The sequence below is a fragment of the Paraburkholderia sabiae genome, from assembly GCF_030412785.1.
Lineage (GTDB): Bacteria > Pseudomonadota > Gammaproteobacteria > Burkholderiales > Burkholderiaceae > Paraburkholderia > Paraburkholderia sabiae.
In genome coordinates this window covers 366,448-387,889 of record NZ_CP125298.1, presented here as the reverse complement: position 1 = coordinate 387,889, position 21,442 = coordinate 366,448, and the positions used below count along the sequence as shown (strand labels likewise).

Here is a 21,442-nt window from a genome sequence, read left to right as displayed (position 1 = left end):
CATTACATGCCGCAATCGCCACTGTCCAAAGTGCCAGTCGCTCGGCCGTGCGCAATGGCTTGAACGCCGGCACGCGGAGCTCCTTCCACAGGTGGAGTACTTCCATGTCGTCTTCACACTGCCCGAACCCATCGCGGCGCTCGCGTACCAGAACAAACGGGTGCTCTACGACATGCTGTTTCGTGCCAGCGCCGGGACGCTGCGCACGATCGCCGCCGATCCGAAGCACCTGGGCGCCGAGATCGGCTTTATCCCGATCCTGCACACGTGGGGGCAGAACCTGCTGCACCATCCGCACGTGCATTGTGTCGTGCCCGGTGTTGGTATCTCGCCGGACGGCGAGCGCTGGATCGCCTGCCGCCCCGGCTTCTACCTGCCCGTACGGGTGCTCTAACGACTCTTTCGCCGACTGTTTCTCGAGCAGTTGCGCCGCGCGTTCGACGCCGGCGTGCTGCGGTTCCATGGCCAGCTCGAGCACCTCCGCGACGCCCGTGCGTTCGCCACCTGGCTTGCTCCCGCTCCCCGGTCGGAATGGGTCGTCTATGCCAAGCCGCCCTTTGGCGGCGCCCAACACGTGCTCGACTACCTGGGCCGGTACACCCATCGCGTCGCCATCTCCAATAACCGGTTGCTAAACTTCGACGGACACGCCGTGCTGTTCCGCTGGAAGGACTACCGCCATGACGCCCGGCATAGCACCATGACGCTCACGGCCGACGAGTTCATCCGCCGCTTCCTGCTGCATGTGCTGCCCGACGGCTTCAAGCGCATCCGCAGCTACGGCTGGCTCGCCAACTGCCACCGGGCGCAGCGCCTGGCCATCTGCTGGCAACTGCTCGGGGTCAAGCCTCCCGCCGCCAGATCACCCACCATCAGAGAAGACTACCGCGACCGTTACCAGCGGCTCACCGGCAAATCACTGCGGGACGGCCCCGTGTGCGGAAAGGGCCACATGCTTTGCATTGAAGGTATGCCCGGCACCCTCCCACGAGCCCGACCAGGTCCCGACCATGCGCTTTAGTTGCGACTGCACCCGTTTCCGGACACGTTTGCCTCTCCCGAAGAGGCAAACGCGGCCGGACTCGTGTCTTCGATCCGCGAGCGCGCCAGAACAAGCGGGGGCATCCTCCGAACGCCGCAAATCCGGTTGCGGTCGCCCGTGCCGGACATCAGAAATTACCGCGGTGGTCATTCAACGCCCATAGCAGTCACCGCCTGCGGAGCGGCTTAGCCCCAAACGGTTTTTTAGTTACCGATCGCGGGCTGATCGCGATCGGCTCCGTTATGCCGCCGCGGCCGCGATCGCTAACCAAAAAAAAATGCTCTGCTTTATCCGCGTACCGGAATTTGTCAACGCCGATCGAATTCGGACCCGCCGGTGGGTCAGTTTCACATCGGCGCTAACACCTTCATGTGCGGCTGCATCGACAGCCCGCCACCTGCCGGCTAAACAGGTCGATGATGACCGCGAGGTACACCCAGCCCTCGGCTGTCGCCAGATACGTGATGTCGGTCGCCCAGACCTGGTTCGGTGCAGTTGCAGTGAAATTGCGCTTCAGCAGATTGGGGGCCACCGGCAAATCGTGGTTCGAGTCTGTCGTCGCGATGTACTTGCGCTTGTGCCGGGCCTGAATGCCATGCTGCGCCATCAGCTTGCGCACCCGCTCTTTGCCCACGCGCACGCCATGCGTGAGCGGTTCCTTCCACATGCGCGGCCAGCCGTATTCGTCCCTGACCTGCGTGTGAATCGTCTTGATGTGCACAAACAGTGCGTCGTCAGTCACGCGGCCTCGGTGCGGCTTGGCCTGCGCGGTGCGTTGCCAGCGCTGATGATATCCGCTGGGACTGACTTCCAGCACTTCACATAGCACCGAGACCGGCCAGTGGTGTAGATTGCGCTCGATGAACGCGTACTTCACATCGACTCCTTGGCGAATTACGCGGCTGCTTTTTTAAAATATCTCGCTCCGTCTTCAGGCGAGCCACTTCGGCACGCAGCCGCGCCAGTTCCATCTGCTCCGAGCTCACAGGTTTCGTGCCGGCTCCTGTCAGCTTACCCTCCCGATCAGCTCACCCAGTTGTACGGCGTCTGTTCAACCACTCCCAGTGTCGCCGCCATGCTTTGCCCCGCCTTAACCAGTCGCACCGCTTTCAGTTAGAACTCGAGCGTGTACTGCGCTCGCTTTGCCTTGCTTGTCATCGTTCTTCTCCTTGCTTGAGTTTAGCTGCTCTCAGCAAGGGATTAGGTTTTTCGGGGCAAGCTCAGCAGTTCGCTTCCGCAATGATCATTTCGTTGTGCTCTGGGCACGTCCCGTAACAATGGGGCACCATGATCTACAGCAATCTGGTTATCACCGGCGCTGCATTCTTACAATCGCTGTGGGTGCCCCCCCAAAAGCGGCATGGATGTGGTCGATAGTATTTGAACCGTGGGGGCAATGAGAGATAAAGGTGCCGCGGTATAAACAGCAGTTCAAGGAGCAGATCGCAAACCGCTTGTTGGCAACGTCGAACAATGAAGCGTTGGAAACGGTTTCAATGGAAACGGGTGTGCCAGTGCACACACTCGAGATGTGGCGCGCGCAAGCGATAGCCACGAGCGCGGCTGCGCGGGGATGGACACCGCAGCTAATGCTTGAGGCGGTGTCTCGGACGATGCAGACCCGCGACGTAGAGAATAGGAACGAGTGGTTGAGGTCAAAAAACGTGTCTTTTCTGGAGTTCACTTTATGGAGCATTGCCGCCCAGGACGGGCTGCGAGCCTTTGGACGCGTCAAACGAGGTGAGGCAAACGCTGCTCGGCTCCGCATCAAGGTGCTCGAGCGCGATCTACGCAAAAAAGATAAAGCCATGGCCGACGCTGCCACGCTGTTTTTGGATGGGTACGGGGACACTGATTCAGACACTGATTCAATCATGCTCCCGACTTAAACGCAGGCAGCGTCCGGAGTATGCCTCATCCGGCGTGCGGTCTTCCAGACTTGAATAAGGTCGCCTCTGGGGCTTGGTCAAGGTGACGAACGTAGGCTGTACGCGCATCGGTAACGGTAGTTATCGCCTTACCGACTGAGGCAGTTCCCGCGGCTTTGTCGCGTCGTTTTCCCCGGGCGGGCACCCAAACTCCTCCGAGTGTTGGCGGCGGCATAGATCCGACACCAGACGGCGGCGCAAGGTTGAGCTAAACACTCGACCATGCCTCGCAGACGTGAGCGCCCGCGGGGCGAGTAAAGCAGGATCAGAATCCTCCCTCGATGTCGTCGATGTCGGCACCGGTGGGCGTTGAAAGCTGCTCGCAGATCAGCTCGTGTAACGCGACGCCGTAACGCATCCAGATGCGCGCGCGCAGATCGCTGAGCAGCTCGAACACGACGAACGCCTGCTGGGGCGACCAGTCCGCGTCGATCAGGAAGTGCAGCCCGCGAGACAGGCCCGAAGACGGGTGCGTGCGGCGGCTCACGGCTTCTTCTCCGGGCGCGCAGCGTTACGCCTCCTGGCGCGCTGCTCGGCCCGCTCGCGCGCTTCCTTGACGCGATACGACTCGCCCTCGATGCGCGATGCACGAGGCGATCGACCAGTGACACGACGCAGGGCGCATTCGGAAACACCTCCGGCCATGCTGCGAACGGTTTGTTCGTTGTAACCACCGTGCTCGCGGCGCCGTACCTGCGGCTCACCAGTTCGAACAGCAGGTCGGCATGGCGGTTCGAGTACGAGAGGTAGCCTACCTCGTCAATCAAGAGCACTTCGGGCGAAGCGTAGCGATGCAGGCGCCGGCGCAGCGCCGAGTCACTGTCGAGCGCGGCCAGCTCGCCAAGCATCTGGCCAGCGGTGGTAAAGAGCGCCGCGTAGCCGTGGATGAGCGACCGGTACGCGAGGTTCAGTGCGAGTGTCGATTTACCCACGCCGTTCGGCCCGATCAGCACGACGTTGGACCTCTCCCTGACGAACTCGAGCGCCATCAGTTCCTCGAGCGCACCGCGGTCAATCCGTTCGGGCCATCCCAGTCGAAGTCTGCCAGCGGCTTGAAGTTGCCCAGGCGGGCGTCGCGGATACGCCGCTCGAGCGAACGGCGCGCGCGTTCCTGCTCTTCCCACTGCAGCAACGGCTCGACCCATGACGCGTCGGCGATCTCGCTCCAGTGCGCGAGCAATCCGTACATCCGCAAGGCATGGGCGCGCTCGTGCAACTGCTCAGTCCTGTTTGTCATCATCGGCCTCCGCTGTGAGCTGGTCGTAGATGTCGAGCCGGTGCGGCGTCACGCGCTTGTCCTTGTCGCGCACGTGTTCCGGCAGCTTCACGGCGACCGGTGGAGGCGCTCCGCGCGCAGCCCGGCGGCGCTCCAATGCCAGGCGTACCGGATTCTGGTGAGGCGCGGCGTCGCTCGCGAGGGTTTCCTCGATCGCCGCCTGCAACTCGGTGGCGCCATAGCGGTCGAGCAAACGCAACAGCTGCGCGGTGATGTTCCCCACGTTGCTGCCGCGCTCGGCCGCGCGCAGTATCAGGGTCTGGGCAGCCGGTGCGGCGCGCGTGAGATGGCCCACCCGCAGTGATGACGGGCCTCGCGTTTGCGCTGGACCAATGCATCGACGTGTGCAGCGACCTCTATCTGCGCGCCGCGATCGTAGCTGCGTACATGCACGGCAACACATCGGCGCCATCAAGGATGCGTACCCGGTGCTGATCGGCACGTACCGTGAGGGTACGTTGCACATGGGTGTGGGGTACCGAGTAATCGTTCAGGTCGAAGCGCGCATACGGCGTCTTGCCGACTTTCACGGGCAACTGCAGTTCACACGGGTACGGGTTGTCTGGCAGCGCAAGCAGACTGGGCTGCTCACGCTCGAAGGCCTCGCGTACACTCATCTGCGGTTCTTCCCGGCAGGGACGCTCGGCTGCCAAGCCCGCGCACCACTGTGCAGCCTGGGCGTTCAGGTCATCGAGGTCGTTGAACTTGCGGGCCGCGAAGAAGCTTTCCCGTGCATACCGAATCGCTCTTTCGACGCGACCTTTTTCGTGATTATGGCCTCGAGGCCATAATGCAGAGATTTTTTTGGTTGGCGGTCGCGGCAACCAGCGCATCACCATGTCGTCGGACCTGATCCGCGACCGGTAATCAAAAAAATGTTTGTGCTGAACCGCTCCACAGGCGGTGGCCGCTATGGGCATTGAATGACCGCCGCGGTAATTTGTGATGTCTTGCAGGGGCGATCAGACCGGTACTTCTGACGGGAGTGGGAAGCATCACGTGTAAAGGAAGCGGGAATGTGCGGGTGAACCGGCAAATCACCCGCCGTTCTGGAGTACGCAGGTGCGCCAGCAGATCGAAGGCACGAGTGCAGCCGCGTTGACCTCTTCAGGAAAGGCGAACGTGTGCGGAAACAGGTGCGGTGGCAACTAGCGCGCATGGGTGGGACCTGGCGGGGCTCGTGGAAGGCTGCCGGGCATGTCTTCGATGCGGAGCATGTGTCCCTTGCCACAGACGGGGCAGTCGCGCAGTGACCTGCCGGTGAGTCGCTGGTAGCGGTCACGGTAGTCTTCCCCGGGCTCGGCTGCGGCAGCGGCGGGAGCCTCGACACCGAGCAGCTGCCTGCAGGTGGCGAGCCTGTCGGCACGGTGGCAGTTGGCGAGCCACCCGTAGCTGCGAATGCGCTTGAAGCCGTCAGGCAGCACATGCAGCAGGAAGCGACGGATGAACTCGTCGGCCGTGAGCGTCATGGTTCTTTGTCTGGACTCGTACCGGTAGTCCTTCCAGCGGAACTGCACGGTGTGCCCGTCGAAGGCGAGCAGCCGGTTGTTGGAGATGGCGACGCGGTGGGTGTAGCGGCCCAGGTAATCGAGCACGTGTTCGGCACCGCCAAAGGGTGGCTTGGCGTAGACCACCCACTCCGCCCGTGCCGCGGGTGCAAGCCAGGCCGCGAACGCCCGGGCATCACGCAGCGGCTCGAGCTGGCCATGGAAGCGCAACGTGCCGGCGTCGAATGCGCGGCGCAGCTGCTGTGTAAAGAGCCGTCGGAAGAGCCGTGACAGGACCCGTACCGGCAGGAAGAAGCCGGGACGGCAGGCGATCCAGTGCTCGCCATCCGGGGCGATGCCGCCGCCCGGCACAACGCAATGCACGTGCGGATGATGCAGCAGATTCTGCCCCCACGTGTGCAGGATCGTGATGAAGCCGATTTCGGCACCGAGATGTCTGGGGTCGGCGGCGATCGTGCGCAGCGTCTCGGCGCTGGCGCGAAACAGCATGTCGTAGAGCACGCGTTTGTTCTGGTACGCGAGAGCCGCGATGGGTTCGGGAAGCGTGAAGACGACATGGAAGTACTCGGTCTCGGGAAGCAGCTCGGCCTGCCGGCGTTCAAGCCATTGCGCGCGGGCGAGCGACTGGCACTTCGGGCAATGTCTATTGCGGCACGAGTCGTAGGCGATGCGCTGATGGCCGCACGCGTCGCACCGCTCGACATGCCCGCCAAGCGCGGCGGTACGACAAAGCTCGATCGCACTCATCACCCGCCGCTGGACACGAGTGAGCCCCTCGGCATGGGTTTGCCGATACTGCGGACCACAGCGGCGAAGGATGTCCGCCACTTCGAGCGCCGGGCGCATCGCCGGCTTCAGAAGTACTCGGGCGCAGGTGGCGGCGATGGAATCGGTGCGGGGTGCGGCAGCAGATCGAAGGGACTCGCTGTGGCACACACGGTGCTGGTCGCGATTCTCAGGTAGCGCGAAGTAGTCGCGAGGGACCTATGGCCCATGAGCAGCTGGATCCTGCGCACATCGGTACCGGCTTCCAACAGATGCGTGGCGAACGCATGCCTTAGGCAATGCGGTGTTATCGGCTTCTGGATGCCGCATCGTTGGCGTGCGAGAGCGCAGATTCGCGAGACGGCGCCCCGCGTGATGGGGTGTCCAGGAATATCACCGGGAAACAGCCAGCCGCGGGGGTGAGCGTCCTGCCAGTACGTTCTGAGGATCTCGAGCAGACGCTGCGAGAGCATGACGTAGCGGTCTTTGCGGTTCTTGCCCTGGTTCACACGGATGACCATGCGCTTGCTGTCGATGTCCGTGACCTGCAGGTGGGCGACTTCCGACACGCGCAGGCCGGCTGCGTAGGCAACCATCAGGATGGTCCGATGCTTCAGGCTGGGGATCGAGTCGAAGAAGGTGGTGATCTCCTCCAGGCTGAGGATAACCGGCAGGCGGACCGGCTTCCTGGGCAATGGGAAATCCTCGTCGCTCCAGTCACGTTTGAGCGTCACGCGATAGAGAAAGCGCAGTGCACCGATCGCCGGGCTGAGACTGGCGGGTGCCAGCTCGCGTTCTTCGCGGAGATAGATGAGCCAGGCCCGGATCTCTTCGGGACCCAGCAGTTCGGGAGAACGGCGGAAGTGTCGGGCGAAACTGGATACCTGAATCAGATAGGACTTCTGGGTATTATCTGCAAGGTTGCGGATCTGCATGTCATGCAGCATGCGTTGGCGCAGTGGCGTCATGGCGAGCCTCCTGGAAGCAGTGGGTGGAATGCCCAACCGGGCGTTCACATACTGCTCCTGGTGATACCGGTCACCGCTTCGCTGGGGTTCAACGCCAGACGACCCACTTCATGAAACGTCAGTCATAGACCTGTGCCCACCCCCCACTACCGCGTCAGCGGTTTAGTACTATCACGAGTATGGTGCGGTAAAAAATATGTGCTGCTCGATAACGAACTAGGCCAAGGCAGTACCTTTGTGGAAAGCGAACAGCACATATTATTCGGTTACAAGGTGCGGAGGAAGGTCATTAGGTCGGGCTGATCCCGCCATTGCTTTTGTCCTTCGGCACCGCCTTCCACTTCGCATGTCGCCGGCGCCCGCGCCTTTGTTTCCAGATTGATCTCGGCGTAGATATTGGTCGTCTCCAACGAAACGTGCCCAAGCCAGCCGCGTATCGTATTGATGTCGACACCGGCCTGGAGTAGTAGCGAGGCGGTCGTATGCCGAATCACATGTGGGTGCACATTCTTGCCGGCGAGCGATGGCACGTTGGCTGCAGCACGGATAGCGCAGCGCTTGACCAATGCATGAATGCCGGAGCGCGTCATCGTCTGGTGGAATCGATTGAGGAACACCGGCGCGTCTGCGGCCCTCCCCTCGGACTGTGAGCGCAACGCATCGAGCGTGGATTTCCAGAGCGGGCAGCGGCGATGTCTGTTCCCCTTGCCGACGATGCTGACCGAGCGCGTGTGCCCGTCAACGTCGCCAATCTTGAGGCGCGCAGCTTCGCTTGCACGCGCTCCTGAGTTAAACATGAAGAGCAGTAACGCATGTTCGCGCTGCCCCTGCGCTGTATTGACGTCAGAGGCAGCGAGCAGGGCGTCCATTTCCTCTCTGCTAAGGTAGCTGATCTCCGGCCGACTGGTTCTCTTAACAGGAATCAGATGAATCTGTGCCCACCAGTCGACGTATTCACGCGCATGTTCGCCGATGAAGCGAGCCAGCGCATGGATGCCGCCAAGCCGCTGATTTCGTGTGCTGAGCGTACAGTGGCGTTGTTCTTCCATGTGCGTCAGGAACAGACGGACCATTTGCGCGGAGAGATCATCAACGGTCAGGCGATCGATCCGCTTGTCGACCTTGGCGGCCAAATACGGAAGCAACAGCATGAGCATGTCGCGGTAACTTCTTTGCGTATTGACGGCGAGGTTACGTTTGCCCACCAGATACTCAATCAGGAAACGTCGGATCCACGGACCCAGCAGGGATGAGCTATTCATGTTGCACCTCAAGGACGTACGTTTCAAAGCGCGTGCTCGCTGCATTCAGCAACTCGGGCGTCAAGGTAAGGTAGCGTTGGGTGCCCGCGAGATCGATGTGGCCGAGATAGGTCGCGAGCTGCGGCAACAACAGTTGCAAATCCGCGCCGCAGCGATACCAGGCGATTAGCCGGTGCACTGCGCCTGAGTGTCGCAAATCATGCAGCCTCGGCTGGCAGGACGCACCGCCTTCGCGTTGGATATTTGCCAGAGTACGCTGTCGCTGAAAGGCCTTGCGCACAGCTTTCTGGTTCAGGGGGCGACCATCGCGTAAGCAGAAGAATGGCGCATCCGGTGCCTGCCCAAATCTCTGGTTGCGTTGCCGGGCATAAGTTTGCATCGCTCTATTCAGATCTGCGCCTAGCGGAACCAGCCTCGATCTATAGAATTTGCTCTCTCGCACGTGCAGGACGGCTTCGTCGAGATCGACGTCCTGCATGGTTAGCCGGCAGAATGAGGCAAGCGTGGCCGCCTCGGAATTGAAGCGCATGCCCAACGCCCGTTTGTGGCTCACGTATTGGGCGACGAGTTCGGAGAGCTTCATAGCAGACTCCCCAGATCGATTTCGGCCACACACCGCAGTCCGGACAGATCGACCTTTGCATAGATTCTCGTCGACGAAGCGCTGCGATGGCCGAGGTGATCACCGATCTCCTTCAGCGCAAAACCAGCGTCGAGTAAATGCCGGGCGTTGGCGTGCCTCAGGCAATGTGCGCCACGCCGCGGAATGTCGATGCCACGCGTCGCGAGACGCGAGCGGACAATGCCGCTTACGCGTCCGGGTGACAGCGGTCGGATCGGCGCCTCGACCGACAGGAAGAGCTCTCTATGGGCGCTTCCTTCAGGTAGCGCAGAATGGCGTTTCCAACGGTTGCCACCAGCGGGTATTGCTGTGTGCAGCGTTGCTTCGGACGATTGACATGAAGGATCTCGCCGCACCAGTCGATGTCCTCCAGACGGAGCCGTACCACCTCGCCGCGCCTCAGTCCGTAAACAACCAGCAGCATGATCATCGCACGGTTGCGTAGATCGATCGTGCTCTCGCCGACAAAGCTGGCGACAAACCTTTGCACGTCATCCCAGTTCAGCCCGAGGGGCAACCCCTCCTCTCTATACACCACAGGTGCTTCAATGCCCGACGCAACGTTGGTAGCCCATCCTTGTCCTTCTGCGTACCGGAAGAAATTGCGCAGCGTGCTCGCAAGCGCGTGCAATGAGACTCTGCTCCAGCCGCGGTTGCCTTGACAGGCGAGGTAGGTGTCGACATCGTGGATAGTGAGAGCATCGAGTGCCTTGTCAGGGCGACAGACCATTGCCAGAAAATGGCCGATCTCATCACGACAGGTTGAAATCGTGGCAGAGGAAAGTCCTCGCTGGTCGCGCATGAAATCGACGTAGTGCTCGACATAGCGAACAAATGGTTCTTCTATAGGATGCCGTTCCTCCAGACGCCCCAGGAAGCGCAGCCAGGCCGTGGCGGTATGGATGAACAGAAGCCGCGAGCTGCGGGACTCGTTCGTGCGCTCACTTCGGAGAAGTCGAATCCGATGGTCAACGGCAAACGCAATTTCCTTGTGCGTTATTAACCGCGGGCGGGACAGATCAATGCTCTGTGAAAACACCAGCAGGAGCCACGCGATCTTCCGAATCGACCTGAGCGGATAACCCTGTTCCTGACAATGTACGAGGAAGCGCTTCCTGGATTCCACGCAGGGCGCGAGATTGTGGGCAGCAAGAACATGCGGACGCGTAAAGAGAGTCTCGAACATGATATTCCCCCATCATTGATCAGTGGAATATCAGTATCAGCCTGAAAATTATGTCGTCATGGAAACGTCCACGCGATAGACGATGCGGGGTTGTTGAGAACCACTGTGACATATTTTTTACCGCGCCATACTCGTGACCCTCGCCACGGCCACCGGCCTCGGTTCGAACCGGTAATGGCTGGCGAACGCGAGCAGTGCCGGGTTGAATCGGATCGCATCGCCCTGACGCTCGAGCACGGCGCTGCGCAGATTGTCGTACTTCAGGATCCTGGGCAGTCCGGACCAGGCTACGAAGGCGCCCACGTGGCCGGCCGGGAAGCTGTCCATGCGGGCATCGAGGAAGACGCGCAGCCAGATCTGGCGCGACAACGACAGCACCATCACGAAGGCCATCAGCGGCCGGCGCGCGCGACCGATCTGCAGGTGGCCGAATGAGGCCCAGTCGACTTCACCCACTTCTCCCGGCATGGTGCGCAAACGCAGATAGGCTTCCGGTGTCGGACGCGGACGATGGATCGCGACCAGGTGCCGGAAATGGTGAATGTTGCCCCGGTAGTTACGCTCGGTCACCATCGCATAGACGCGGCTGGCCGTCAGCGAAGGAAACTTCCTGAGCGCCTCATGGATGAATGGCAGGTAGGGATCAATTCGTGAGGGCCGCTGCACGACGCCCCCCCGCGGCAGGCCCGCCTGGGCCAGCACACGCTGCACGGTGCCGCGATGCACATGCAACTGACGCGCGATGGTGCCGCAGCGCCACTTCTCGACGTGGTAATAGCGCAGGATCTGCGCCTCAACTTCAGCCTTGATGGTCATGGGTCGGTTCCTTTTTGTTCGGTAGCAGTACGAACCTCATGGAAGACCCGACGGCGCAATGCCGTGAGAAAGCTATTGAAGTTGCACAGAATGCCCGCATAGTTCTTGTGCGTGGCCGGATGGCGAAAACCTTGCGCCCGCAAAAATCGCTCGATGAGTGCTGCATCGATGAACGGTAAATGAGTCATGGCAAACTTCCTCCTGGCAGATCCAAACCGATGGATCGCAGGTCCTCGGTCGCGAGCTTCAGATAGGTTACGGTCGCCCCCGCAGACGTGTGACCCAACACGTCGCCGATGATCTTTAGCGGCACACCAGATCGCAGCAAGCTCACGGCGCGAGCGTGGCGAAAGGCGTGAGGGCCCTTCCTTCCTTGCGGAGTGACTCCGGCTGCTCGCAGACGAGCACTCGTAATGCAGTTGAGGCGCGCTGCCCGAGTGAAGCCAGGAATTCCAACGCATGCTTGGTGCGCTTGGCTCGAGTCAGTGGGTGCAGTCCGCGTAGTTCGCGCAACCATGTGTCGTAGTCCATAACGATGTCTCGATGAAACCCTTCGAGCGCGGTGCTTGGTGGGTTCGGGACCGGCCATGCACCGCGCACAAGACGCAGCATCATATTGATGGCACCGGTGTATCGATGTCGCCACTGCTGAAACGGTGGCAGCTTGCTGTACCGTTGCCGCGATAGTCGATATTGCCCCCGTAAGAACCGTGTCAAATGTTCCGAGCGAACGGTTTCGATAGACAGTCCATTGCGGTTGCAGTAATCCAGTAACTGACGCACGCGAGCCGGATACCACTGCTGGATCCGTAGGGAGTATCCCTCGGCCCTCAGGTGTGCCAGCAGTTTCTCGATCAACAACTCATCAGTTGATAGCGGAGCGGACATAGGAACCTCCTCGGACAAGACCAAGCCTGAGGATGCCACGTGCCCGTAATGGTAAGCAGAATCGCGAAAAAATAAGGCCCGTCGGCGGACCCGACAGTTTCCTTCCGATTATGGCTTCCTTGAGATTAGCGGACTAATCGCAAGCTTACGATTAGTCCGCGGGCACGAACTCGAGGCGGTCGAACTGCTCGGGTTCGACGTGACGAAGGGCGCGCACGAAACGCTTGACGCTGTCGTAACTGGCGGTAACGCCGAACTGGCCGACCAAAGCCTGGTAGATGGCGCGGGCGTTGCGCCTCAGGCGCACCTGCTGCTTGATCCAATCGCGATATGGTTCGCTCGCCGAGCGTGCAAAATTGAAGGGTTTGGCTGGCGCGGCAGCATCAGAAGCCGGTGGGCGCGGGGGGTGCCCCTATGTGATTCGTCAAGCGGTAGGGACGGATTTTGGTTGTTAGAGGGTGCCGTCGCGCAGCATGGCGAACAGCACGTCGCAGCGTCGTCGAGCGAGAGCGATGAGCGCCTGATTGTGGCGCTTGCCCTGCTGGACCTTGCGCGCGTAATAGTCCCTTGAGATCGGGTCTCGAAGGGCAGCTAAGGCCGAGAGGAAGAGCGCTCTCTTGAGTACCTTGTTGCCCCGTCTGGACGGGTGTTCGCCACGGATGGACGAGCCCGAGCGTCGGGTCACTGGGGCGAGGCCGGCGTAGGCGGCGAGATGCGCAGCCGATGCGAAGGCTTTGTGAGCGACTTCAGTGAGGAGTCTGGCGGCGGTCCTGACGCCGACTCCCGGCATGCTGGTCAGGACCGGCCAAAGAGGGTGTGCGTGCACCAGACGTTCAACTTCGCTGGCAACCTCCTCGCGTTGCTTGCGCAAGGATGCGAGTTGCTGGGCAAGACGCGGCATGACGATGGTTGCGGCCTGAGTACCGGGCACGATCACAGCCTGTTCGCTGAGCGCCTGGACGATGTCGGCAGCCAGGCCCTTGCCCATGCGAGGTGCGAGTTTGGTGAGGCGGCTGGCGAGTGTTTTCTCGCTGGCTGAGGCGAGCTCGGCGGGTGACGGGTATCGCTCAAGCAGATCGAGCACGGCCGGATGGTCGAGGCGCGGCCCCAGGCCCCTTTCCAGCGCCGGATGGATCTGGGTGAGCAGACCTCGAATGCGGTTGCTGGTCTGCGTGATCTGTGCCGCGAGATCGTCGTCGAATCCGCACAGCATGGTGAGTTCGGCGAGTGGTTCGTCGGCCAGCCGAAGTGATCGGAGCGTATGCGGCATGGAGCGCGCGGCCTCGGCAATGATGGCGGCATCGCGAGCATCAGTCTTGGCTTCACCGGCGTGCAGGTCGGCGATGCGGCGCATAGCCAGACCCGGTAGATATGCGACCAAAACGCCTTCAGCGCGTGCAACTGCCACAGGCAGCGCGCCGATGGTGGCAGGCTGATCGACGACGAACAGGAGCTGGCCGTGCGTCTTGAGTTCGGTAATGAGGGCGCGCAGCTTGGCCTCATCGTTGGGCAGCGCCTTGTTGTAAAGGCGCTTTCCGCGCCGATCGAGGGCGACGGCGTGATGGTGGCCTTTGCCGACATCGACGCCGACGAATACATCGACAGAGCTATGTTGTTGGTTTTCTTGCATCGAAGGCTTTGCAGGTTGAACGGTTTGGCCTGCAACATCGGTGGCAAGTCTCGGCATCCACGTTACGGACGGCCCCAAGATATCCTGGCCGAGCCCCTATTAGCGATCACCAGCCACCCACCAGGCCCGGTGACAACACCCCCCGGATCATGACTGCGACTGGGGGCGAGAATCATGCCGGGCCTAGCTGGCCAAATCCTCGATTGTCGAGGAGTGAAGATAGTAACGGGGGCGGAATTTGAGGTGCAGGAGTTTGCACGCCCACCGGCTGTGCGGGACCGGCGGGCACCGTGGGGGGAATTTGCTGTCGCTGCACGCCCGGACTCGAAGATCGCCTGGTAGCGACGAATCGTCTTGCGATCAACGCCCATGAGCTCATGGATCCCGCGCTGGCTCACCTCGCGTTCGAGCAACGAAAATATCGTGCTTTGCAGAGGTTGCTTCAAGACGTTCACTCCCTGATCTCCTTCTTGTTCGAAGGAGAAGAAAATAGACGTCCTGCAACATTGTTTAGCCGCTCGCTCAAAAGCTCAGCCGGCGGTTCTCAGGTGGAGAAGTTTGAACTGCCCATACCCGGTGTGAACGGCGGTTGAAAACCGACATTAAACGGCGGCGTCATACTTCGGCGGCGCCACGGGCGATGATGACAGGCATCGCGGAAGCGTTCAACGCACAGGGAACGGGACGTTGATTCAGGGCGCGACGTAGGGAGCCCGTAGGGCGACTGCAGGCGTGCCCTGAATCGGAGCGGGCCGCCTGCATGGTAGAAAGGCGTTTGCCAAAGAAGAAGAACAACAGGCGCAGCGCCGGCCTCAACCGCCAAGTCCAGTCCGGCGCTGCGCCTCCACAGGGTATCCATATGGCGGGCCTGTCGGCCGGCCGGAGAGCCGTGAGCCGTGTGAGCCGTCAGTATCGCATTGCTCACGCGGCCCGTCGACTTGGTTCGGCTCCTCCTCGTCTTTGGCGTTCTGGAGGAGCCGCCAATGCAGCCGCCCACGGGCCGCCTGTACGTGTGCGCCAGTTGCCGGGCGCAGGTCATCGTCTGCCGCCGTTGTGATAGCAGCCAGACTTACTGCAATCGCGACTGCGCCCAGGCCTCACGACGAGCCAGCGTGCGCGAGGCTGGTCGCCGTTACCAGCGCAGCCGGCGCGGTCGCATGGCGCATGCCGCCAGGATGCGCCGCTATCGCCAGCGGCGCGAGAAAGTGACGCATCACTCTTCCGTCGAGCCCACCGCTGATGCTCTACTGATCGCGACTTCGACGACATCGGCCATTGAGACGGCTGCCACGATGGCCCCCAACGCCGTCGCTCGGGCATTGCCGCTTCTGTTGTCACGGATCGGCGTAATCGAGCCGGGGATGATCGGCGTAATGAGGCCACCTGGAATGGCCCCGAAACGCGATTTCGAAGGGACTCAAGAATGCGTTTTTTTGCCTGATTTTGCAACCGCGTTTTCGCCGTTTTCGGGCATCGGTTTCGGCTTGCGGAAGCTTTCACCCTCAATGACGACGCGGTAGGCGCCGTGCCTTAGCCGATCGAGCGTGGCAGCACCGAGGATGCGGTTGTCGGGGAACGCGTCGCCCCATTCGCTGAAGTCGAGATTCGAGGTCAGAATCGTCGCCGCGCGCTCATACCTGGCGGCAATCAGGTCGTGGAAGTCTTCGTCATGGGGCGCACGCAGGGGTTTGAGTGCGAAGTCATCGACGATCAGCACCGGAACGCGCACGAACTGCTGCAACTTGCGTTCATAAAGGTCAGTCGCCCGTGCTGCGTGCAGCTTCTTGAGCAATTCGGTTTGCGTGATGAACAGGACATTGCGGCCCTGGCGTGCGGCGCTGTGGCCCAAGGCCTGCGCGAGATGCGATTTGCCGACGCCGGTTTGGCCGACCATCAGCACGCAGACCTTCTCGTCGATATAGCGGCCGGCGGCGAGATCATGGATGTGAGCGCGGTTGAGCTTGGGAGCGCGGTCGAAGTCGAAGTTCTCGAACGTCTTGCCCAAGGAGAAGCCAGCGCGGGCAAGCCGCACGCCGAGCTTCTTCTGCTCTCTCCGTGCGACCTCGTCGTGCAGAAGCATGGCGAGGAACTCCGTGTAGGCAAGTTGCCCGTCGATGGCTTGACGGTTGCGTTGCTCGAGCGAGTCAAGGATGCCCGAGAGGCGCAACTGCTTGAGGATCGTGTTCAGTTCTGGACTGGGATGCATAGGCGCTCAATGGATCAGAAGGGAATGGAGGCCACGGCCGAAGCGGCCGCCGTTCAGATAGGTGTCGGCAGGCGCCGGCGTCGGCGCTGGTGCTGCGGTGGGCTGGCTGTCCAACCCCTCGTCGACGATCGTCTTGACGGTGCGGTACTTGGGGCTGGCGAACACGAGCGCACGCTCGCACGCAGCCTCCAGCCATTGATCGCCGACCTTCTCGCGAAGCCTCACGACGCCCTGTGCGCCGCGCAGGTTGACGAGCAACTTGTCGTTGAACATCGCGAGAACGAGCGCGTGGCAGGCTGGCCCGATATCCTTTGCCCGCGCCAGGCACCACTGTGGATCGTGCTCGAGCCACGCTTGCGTTTCGGGCGGCTGGTGGTCACGCACAGTGTGGCGATCGCCGGGCTTGCGCAGGCGCGGATGGGTCGCGACGCGCTCATGGCGGTGGAACACCTGCACGACCGTGTCGGTCGCCTTCAGCCACAGTTGCTTGCCGACGAGCGGGAACGGAACCGAGTACAGTGCCTTCTTGTAGACGACGTGTCCGTCGGTATGCACCTTGACCTCGCACCATACGGCCAGCACTGGCGGCACATCGGGCAGTCTGGCGAGCAGTGGCTTCTCGATGGCGAAACGTGCAAGCGGCTGCTCGCGCGTCGTGCCGTGCTCGCGCGTGCCGGCCTGCTGCATCACCCAGTCGCGCAATTGACGGTTGGCGTCGGCGAGATCGCGGAATTCGCGCAGCGGCACGAAGGATCGTTTGATGTATTTGACTCCGGCCTCAACGATGCCCTTCTTCGCAGGATCGTGTGGAGGGCATGCATCGATCCGGAAGCCGTACCCTTCGGCCAGCGCGGCGTACGAGCGCTGTACCTCGGGATCGTACATACACGCCTTTGTGATCGCGCATTTGGCGTTGTCTATGATGACGCGCTCCACGCGGCCGCCGAACCATTCGAAGGCACGCCGGTGGCAGGCCAGCCACGTCTCGACCGTTTGATCGAGGACGATCTCTGCATACTGGTGCCGCGACCAGCACAGCGTCATCACGAAGAACCATGTCTTGAGCACAACCCCGGACTCATGCATGAGCACCGGACCGGCTCCGAAGTCGAGCTGCGCCGCGTCCGCTAATCTCAAGGAAGCCATAATCGGAAGGAAACTGTCGGGTCCGCCGACGGGCCTTATTTTTTCGCGATTCTGCTTACCATTACGGGCACGTGGCATCCTCAGGCTTGGTCTTGTCCGAGGAGGTTCCTATGTCCGCTCCGCTATCAACTGATGAGTTGTTGATCGAGAAACTGCTGGCACACCTGAGGGCCGAGGGATACTCCCTACGGATCCAGCAGTGGTATCCGGCTCGCGTGCGTCAGTTACTGGATTACTGCAACCGCAATGGACTGTCTATCGAAACCGTTCGCTCGGAACATTTGACACGGTTCTTACGGGGGCAATATCGACTATCGCGGCAACGGTACAGCAAGCTGCCACCGTTTCAGCAGTGGCGACATCGATACACCGGTGCCATCAATATGATGCTGCGTCTTGTGCGCGGTGCATGGCCGGTCCCGAACCCACCAAGCACCGCGCTCGAAGGGTTTCATCGAGACATCGTTATGGACTACGACACATGGTTGCGCGAACTACGCGGACTGCACCCACTGACTCGAGCCAAGCGCACCAAGCATGCGTTGGAATTCCTGGCTTCACTCGGGCAGCGCGCCTCAACTGCATTACGAGTGCTCGTCTGCGAGCAGCCGGAGTCACTCCGCAAGGAAGGAAGGGCCCTCACGCCTTTCGCCACGCTCGCGCCGTGAGCTTGCTGCGATCTGGTGTGCCGCTAAAGATCATCGGCGACGTGTTGGGTCACACGTCTGCGGGGGCGACCGTAACCTATCTGAAGCTCGCGACCGAGGACCTGCGATCCATCGGTTTGGATCTGCCAGGAGGAAGTTTGCCATGACTCATTTACCGTTCATCGATGCAGCACTCATCGAGCGATTTTTGCGGGCGCAAGGTTTTCGCCATCCGGCCACGCACAAGAACTATGCGGGCATTCTGTGCAACTTCAATAGCTTTCTCACGGACCACGGCGCGATTACATCACCGGACATCTCAATCCTAAAGCAATGGCTGAAGGAACATAGTCTCAAGTGGCAGGCGCACATCCTCTATCACCGGACCTTCCTGATCGAGCGATATGTCCGGTGGCTGCATGACCAGGGGATGATCGCGTCGAACCCATTTGCAGAACTGCATCGACAGTATGGACCGCGCACTACACCGATTGTGCGAGCCCTCGTCAGTCAAGACAGCGACGCGGACCTTCAGAATCAACGCCGGCTTCCTCGCTTCGGAAGTTTCCTTGGAGTTGTGATGGATCAGCATATTGCACACATGCGCGTGCTCGGTTATCGCTATCGACTGAAGAGCAGAGACTATTGCGCTTCGATCGGTTCCTGCAGTGCCATCCTGAGCTGGCTGGGCTTACGCTGGCTGAACTCGTCGAGCATTGGAGCCAGGAAGAACCGTCGCCGTACCACTTGTTCGAAGCTCGCAGAGCTGGCCGCATGGTGTCGAAAGCGATGCACCGGATCGACCAGCAGGTGCCGGTCTTGCCAATTGGCGATGGAGTAGCTCGTTCTGCCCGGCAACAGCAGCGGTCCCCCTATCTCTATACGGACGATGAGATACAGCGGATTTTGCACGCAGCGCTGTTGTATCCCTCACCGAAGGCTTCGTGGCGTCCTGTCACCCTCTTCACAATGCTCGTGCTTGCATACTGTGCAGGGCTTCGGGGAGGCGAGGTCGCGCGTTTGATGCTGGGCGATGTCGATCTGCGTGAGCAAACTCTCGAGATCCGGGAGACGAAGTTTTTCAAGAACCGTCGGCTGCCTCTGGCTCCTGGAGTCATGACCTCCCTCAAGCACTATCTTGTTGTGCGTGAGCAAGCCGGCGCTCCAACGAATCCTGAGAGCCCTTTGTTCTGGAGTCCACAGCGCAATTGCGGGTACACCGTAGGTGGCATACGGCTCATTCTGACCGACGTCCTGCGACGTGCGGACATCAAACCCGCGCGCGGCGCAGTTGGGCCGCGAGTTCATGATCTGCGACACACGATGGTTGGCCATCGGATGCGCGACTGGTACAAGGCGGGAATCAATCCGCAATCCAAGCTTCCCTATCTCGCAACATACCTCGGGCACAAAGACATCCGCTCAACACTGGTTTATCTGAACATCACGCCGGGGTTGCTGCAGGACGCCTGTGAACGCTTCCGCAAGAATGGCGCAGCGGCGCCACAGACGAGGGAGAGCCTGCCATGAAACAGAGTTCATTCGCCTCTTTGCTGCACGCATTCTTCCATGAATGGATGGGCAAGCAGAGGAATCTTTCCCAGCACACGGTATGCTCTTATCGCGACACGTGGAAGATGTTCCTTCAATTTACCGCCAGTCGTGGGCGACGGCAGATCACGCAGCTGTCTCTAGCGGACCTGCAGGCCAGTGAGGTGCTCGCGTTCCTCCACTATTTGGAGAAAGACAGGAAGGTGTCCATCGGCACGCGCAACTGTCGACTCGCCGCCATCCACAGCTTCTTTGCCTTCGTCGCCCATCGCGAGCCACTGGCGATCGCGCAGTGCACAGAGATCGCACACATCCCGGTCAAGAAGACGTCCCGGCCCGCCATGTGTTACATGGATGCCGAGGAGATTGCGGCGGTCCTTCGAGAGCCGGACCAATCGATCCTGGAAGGGCAGCGAGATCATGCGTTGCTGGCGTTGTTGTACAACACGGGACCACGAATCCAGGAGGCGCTGGATGTGTGTCCACGAGCCATCCGTTTTGAATCTCCTTCTCAAGTAGAGCTATTCGGCAAAGGACGAAAGCGTCGTATTTGTCCTTTGTGGCCGGAAACGGTGGCCATAATCAAGGCGCTGCTCAGGCGACAGCCGCGTAAGGATAACGAGCCTATCTTCGTCAATCGATATGGCCAGCCGCTCAGTGCAGCCGGGGTTCGCTTCAAGCTCAAGCAGTACGTTCAGTCAGCTTCGGAGCAGGTTCCATCGCTCGCGACAAAGCGGATCACGCCGCACACGTGGCGTCACAGCGTCGGAGTTCAGCTCGTCGCTGCCGGTGTCGACGTGACGGTGATCCGCGGCTACCTCGGCCACGTTCGACTGGATACGACCAATCACTACGCTCGCGCCAATTTAGAGACCAAGCGAAAAGCGCTCGAGCAGGTCGACCCATCAACAAAGCCGGTCGGCCGCCGCGTTGGAAGCGGAATCCAGAGCTGCTGACCTGGCTCGAATCGCTGTGAAGAGCACGCGCTCATAATGAGAAGGTCGTGTGGCCTACCAGCCAGTAGATATCGGGCGGCAGGCCCTTCCTTCTTATTACGAGGTGCTTCCCATTAGGAGAGTAATCGCAGGACTCAAACACAGCGGGGACGAAACTGACGCGCGCTATCTCGCGCATCTGCTGCGCCTTGGGATACTTCCGACAGGAACCATCCTGCCACCGGACTAGCGTGCCGTCCGTGATCTCGCCAGGAAACGGATACAACTCGTCCGAAGCCGCTGCCAGCATATCCTGGCGGTCGAGAACATAACCGCCCGCCAGCACGGCACACGCATCACCAGCAATCAGGCCAAGCGGCTTACACCCGATGCCGTCGATCAGATGCAGTTGCCCGAGGACGTCGCACTCGCCATCAGGGCCAACGTGGCCGTGATCACTACGCTTTCCGAGCAGATTGAACTTCTTGAAAAGCGTCTTCAAGAAAAAGTAGTCGCGCGCGCCGAGTATGCCCTTCTCGCCAGTGTGCCCGGAATCGGCGCAATTCTCGCGACCACCATACTGCTCGAAACCGGGCCGATCGAGCGTTTCGCCAGTCCCGGCAACTTTGCGTCCTATGCCCGCTGCGTTGACAGCCGGCGCTTCAGCAACGGCAAGAAAAAAGGCGAAGGAAACACCAAGAACGGCAACGAGTACCTGTCATGGGCTTTCGTCGAAGCTGCCAACTTCGCACTACGTTACTCTGCGGAAGCAAAAAGATTCTACGAACGAAAGAAGGCCCGCACGAACAGTATCGTCGCGCGCAAGGCACTTGCTCACAAGCTCGCACGAGCATGCTTCCACATCCTGAAAGAGCGAAAGCCGTTTGACGCGACGCGCTGCTTCACCTGAGTTATGACGGCGGCCGGCAAGCCTCAAGTATCGACTGGACGAACAGCCTACGAACCCGAATAGGATGCCGGAATGCCGTCCCCAAGTTTGCAGTCAGCGGATCGCCCGCAATGTGAGCCATTTATGGACTGGCGTCGACCAGCTTGACAGCCATAG

At 60.8% G+C, this 21,442-nt stretch carries 17 protein-coding genes and 10 pseudogenes; 9 read left to right on the top strand and 18 right to left on the bottom strand.

Going from position 1 to position 21,442, the window contains the following annotated elements:
- Positions 1-4: 4 nt before the first annotated feature.
- Positions 5-1,021: pseudogene (locus QEN71_RS44600) on the top strand (IS91 family transposase); the annotation flags it as partial.
- Positions 1,022-1,407: 386 nt separating this feature from the next.
- On the opposite strand, the pseudogene QEN71_RS44595 reads toward QEN71_RS44600, so the two are convergent.
- A pseudogene (locus tag QEN71_RS44595) lies at positions 1,408-2,155 on the bottom strand (IS3 family transposase); the annotation flags it as partial.
- Positions 2,156-2,451: 296 nt separating this feature from the next.
- On the opposite strand from QEN71_RS44595, the gene QEN71_RS44590 reads away from it, so the two are divergent.
- A complete protein-coding gene (locus QEN71_RS44590; RefSeq protein WP_201662626.1) occupies positions 2,452-2,931 on the top strand; it encodes a hypothetical protein in 480 nt (159 codons plus the stop codon).
- A gap of 304 nt (positions 2,932-3,235) precedes the next feature.
- On the opposite strand, the gene QEN71_RS44585 is transcribed toward QEN71_RS44590, so the two are convergent.
- From QEN71_RS44585 to QEN71_RS44515, 15 genes and pseudogenes are all read right to left on the bottom strand, one after another.
- Complete coding sequence (locus tag QEN71_RS44585; protein ID WP_201662638.1) at positions 3,236-3,457, bottom strand: hypothetical protein; 222 nt, start codon at positions 3,455-3,457, stop codon at positions 3,236-3,238.
- A pseudogene (locus QEN71_RS44580) lies at positions 3,454-4,207 on the bottom strand (ATP-binding protein). Before QEN71_RS44580 ends, QEN71_RS44585 begins: the two are co-directional and overlap by 4 nt.
- Positions 4,191-4,541, bottom strand: coding sequence for a hypothetical protein (locus tag QEN71_RS44575; protein WP_233472226.1), 351 nt, complete (start codon positions 4,539-4,541; stop codon positions 4,191-4,193). Before QEN71_RS44575 ends, QEN71_RS44580 begins: the two are co-directional and overlap by 17 nt.
- Before the next feature lie 61 nt (positions 4,542-4,602).
- Entirely contained in the window at positions 4,603-5,085 is a 483-nt protein-coding gene (locus QEN71_RS44570; RefSeq protein ID WP_233472225.1) for a Mu transposase domain-containing protein, read from the bottom strand.
- 309 nt (positions 5,086-5,394) lie between these two features.
- Entirely contained in the window at positions 5,395-6,600 is a 1,206-nt protein-coding gene (locus QEN71_RS44565) for an IS91 family transposase (RefSeq protein ID WP_201662623.1), read from the bottom strand.
- 8 nt (positions 6,601-6,608) lie between these two features.
- Positions 6,609-7,487, bottom strand: coding sequence for a tyrosine-type recombinase/integrase (locus tag QEN71_RS44560; protein WP_290468327.1), 879 nt, complete (start codon positions 7,485-7,487; stop codon positions 6,609-6,611).
- Between the two features lie 266 nt (positions 7,488-7,753).
- Positions 7,754-8,749 (bottom strand): tyrosine-type recombinase/integrase, encoded by a 996-nt coding sequence (locus tag QEN71_RS44555; protein ID WP_201662866.1) that lies wholly within the window; start codon positions 8,747-8,749, stop codon positions 7,754-7,756.
- A complete protein-coding gene (locus QEN71_RS44550; RefSeq protein WP_201662864.1) occupies positions 8,742-9,332 on the bottom strand; it encodes a tyrosine-type recombinase/integrase in 591 nt (196 codons plus the stop codon). The genes QEN71_RS44555 and QEN71_RS44550 overlap by 8 nt, the downstream gene beginning before the upstream one ends.
- Positions 9,329-10,173, bottom strand: a pseudogene (locus QEN71_RS44545) (tyrosine-type recombinase/integrase). Before QEN71_RS44545 ends, QEN71_RS44550 begins: the two are co-directional and overlap by 4 nt.
- A 504-nt stretch (positions 10,174-10,677) precedes the next feature.
- Positions 10,678-11,373, bottom strand: a pseudogene (locus tag QEN71_RS44540) (IS21 family transposase); the annotation flags it as partial.
- The gene (locus QEN71_RS44535; protein ID WP_290468326.1) at positions 11,370-11,561 is read right to left on the bottom strand and encodes a hypothetical protein; all 192 of its coding nucleotides are present in this window, start codon (positions 11,559-11,561) and stop codon (positions 11,370-11,372) included. The gene QEN71_RS44535 and the pseudogene QEN71_RS44540, both read right to left, overlap by 4 nt.
- Positions 11,558-11,776, bottom strand: a pseudogene (locus tag QEN71_RS44530) (tyrosine-type recombinase/integrase); the annotation flags it as partial. The pseudogene QEN71_RS44530 and the gene QEN71_RS44535, both read right to left, overlap by 4 nt.
- On the bottom strand, positions 11,704-12,261 hold the full coding sequence (locus QEN71_RS44525; protein WP_233472255.1) for a hypothetical protein: 558 nt from the start codon (positions 12,259-12,261) through the stop codon (positions 11,704-11,706). The gene QEN71_RS44525 and the pseudogene QEN71_RS44530, both read right to left, overlap by 73 nt.
- Positions 12,262-12,415: 154 nt before the next feature.
- Positions 12,416-12,667 (bottom strand): annotated as a pseudogene (locus QEN71_RS44520) (IS21 family transposase); the annotation flags it as partial.
- Between the two features lie 45 nt (positions 12,668-12,712).
- Complete coding sequence (locus QEN71_RS44515; RefSeq protein ID WP_201662831.1) at positions 12,713-13,891, bottom strand: IS110 family RNA-guided transposase; 1,179 nt, start codon at positions 13,889-13,891, stop codon at positions 12,713-12,715.
- 377 nt (positions 13,892-14,268) lie between these two features.
- Between QEN71_RS44515 and QEN71_RS44510 the strand changes: the two genes are divergently transcribed.
- The gene (locus tag QEN71_RS44510; protein ID WP_201662828.1) at positions 14,269-14,484 is read left to right on the top strand and encodes a hypothetical protein; all 216 of its coding nucleotides are present in this window, start codon (positions 14,269-14,271) and stop codon (positions 14,482-14,484) included.
- 824 nt (positions 14,485-15,308) lie between these two features.
- Here the strand turns inward: QEN71_RS44510 and istB are convergent.
- Both istB and istA read right to left on the bottom strand, forming a co-directional pair.
- On the bottom strand, positions 15,309-16,097 hold the full coding sequence (gene istB, locus QEN71_RS44505) for an IS21-like element helper ATPase IstB (RefSeq protein ID WP_201662825.1): 789 nt from the start codon (positions 16,095-16,097) through the stop codon (positions 15,309-15,311).
- Positions 16,098-16,103: 6 nt separating this feature from the next.
- Positions 16,104-17,219: pseudogene (istA, locus tag QEN71_RS44500) on the bottom strand (IS21 family transposase); the annotation flags it as partial.
- Positions 17,220-17,353: 134 nt separating this feature from the next.
- Here istA and QEN71_RS44495 point away from each other — a divergent pair.
- From QEN71_RS44495 to QEN71_RS44750, 6 genes and pseudogenes are all read left to right on the top strand, one after another.
- Positions 17,354-17,911 (top strand): hypothetical protein, encoded by a 558-nt coding sequence (locus QEN71_RS44495; RefSeq protein WP_233472255.1) that lies wholly within the window; start codon positions 17,354-17,356, stop codon positions 17,909-17,911.
- Positions 17,839-18,057: pseudogene (locus tag QEN71_RS44490) on the top strand (tyrosine-type recombinase/integrase); the annotation flags it as partial. The gene QEN71_RS44495 and the pseudogene QEN71_RS44490, both read left to right, overlap by 73 nt.
- Entirely contained in the window at positions 18,054-18,731 is a 678-nt protein-coding gene (locus tag QEN71_RS44485) for a hypothetical protein (protein WP_290468317.1), read from the top strand. The pseudogene QEN71_RS44490 and the gene QEN71_RS44485, both read left to right, overlap by 4 nt.
- Positions 18,665-19,420: a tyrosine-type recombinase/integrase gene (locus QEN71_RS44480; RefSeq protein ID WP_201662723.1), complete on the top strand. Its 756-nt coding sequence runs from the start codon at positions 18,665-18,667 to the stop codon at positions 19,418-19,420. Before QEN71_RS44485 ends, QEN71_RS44480 begins: the two co-directional genes overlap by 67 nt.
- Positions 19,417-20,397: a tyrosine-type recombinase/integrase gene (locus QEN71_RS44475; RefSeq protein WP_233472231.1), complete on the top strand. Its 981-nt coding sequence runs from the start codon at positions 19,417-19,419 to the stop codon at positions 20,395-20,397. Before QEN71_RS44480 ends, QEN71_RS44475 begins: the two co-directional genes overlap by 4 nt.
- Before the next feature lie 130 nt (positions 20,398-20,527).
- Positions 20,528-21,286: pseudogene (locus QEN71_RS44750) on the top strand (IS110 family transposase); the annotation flags it as partial.
- Positions 21,287-21,442: the final 156 nt, after the last annotated feature.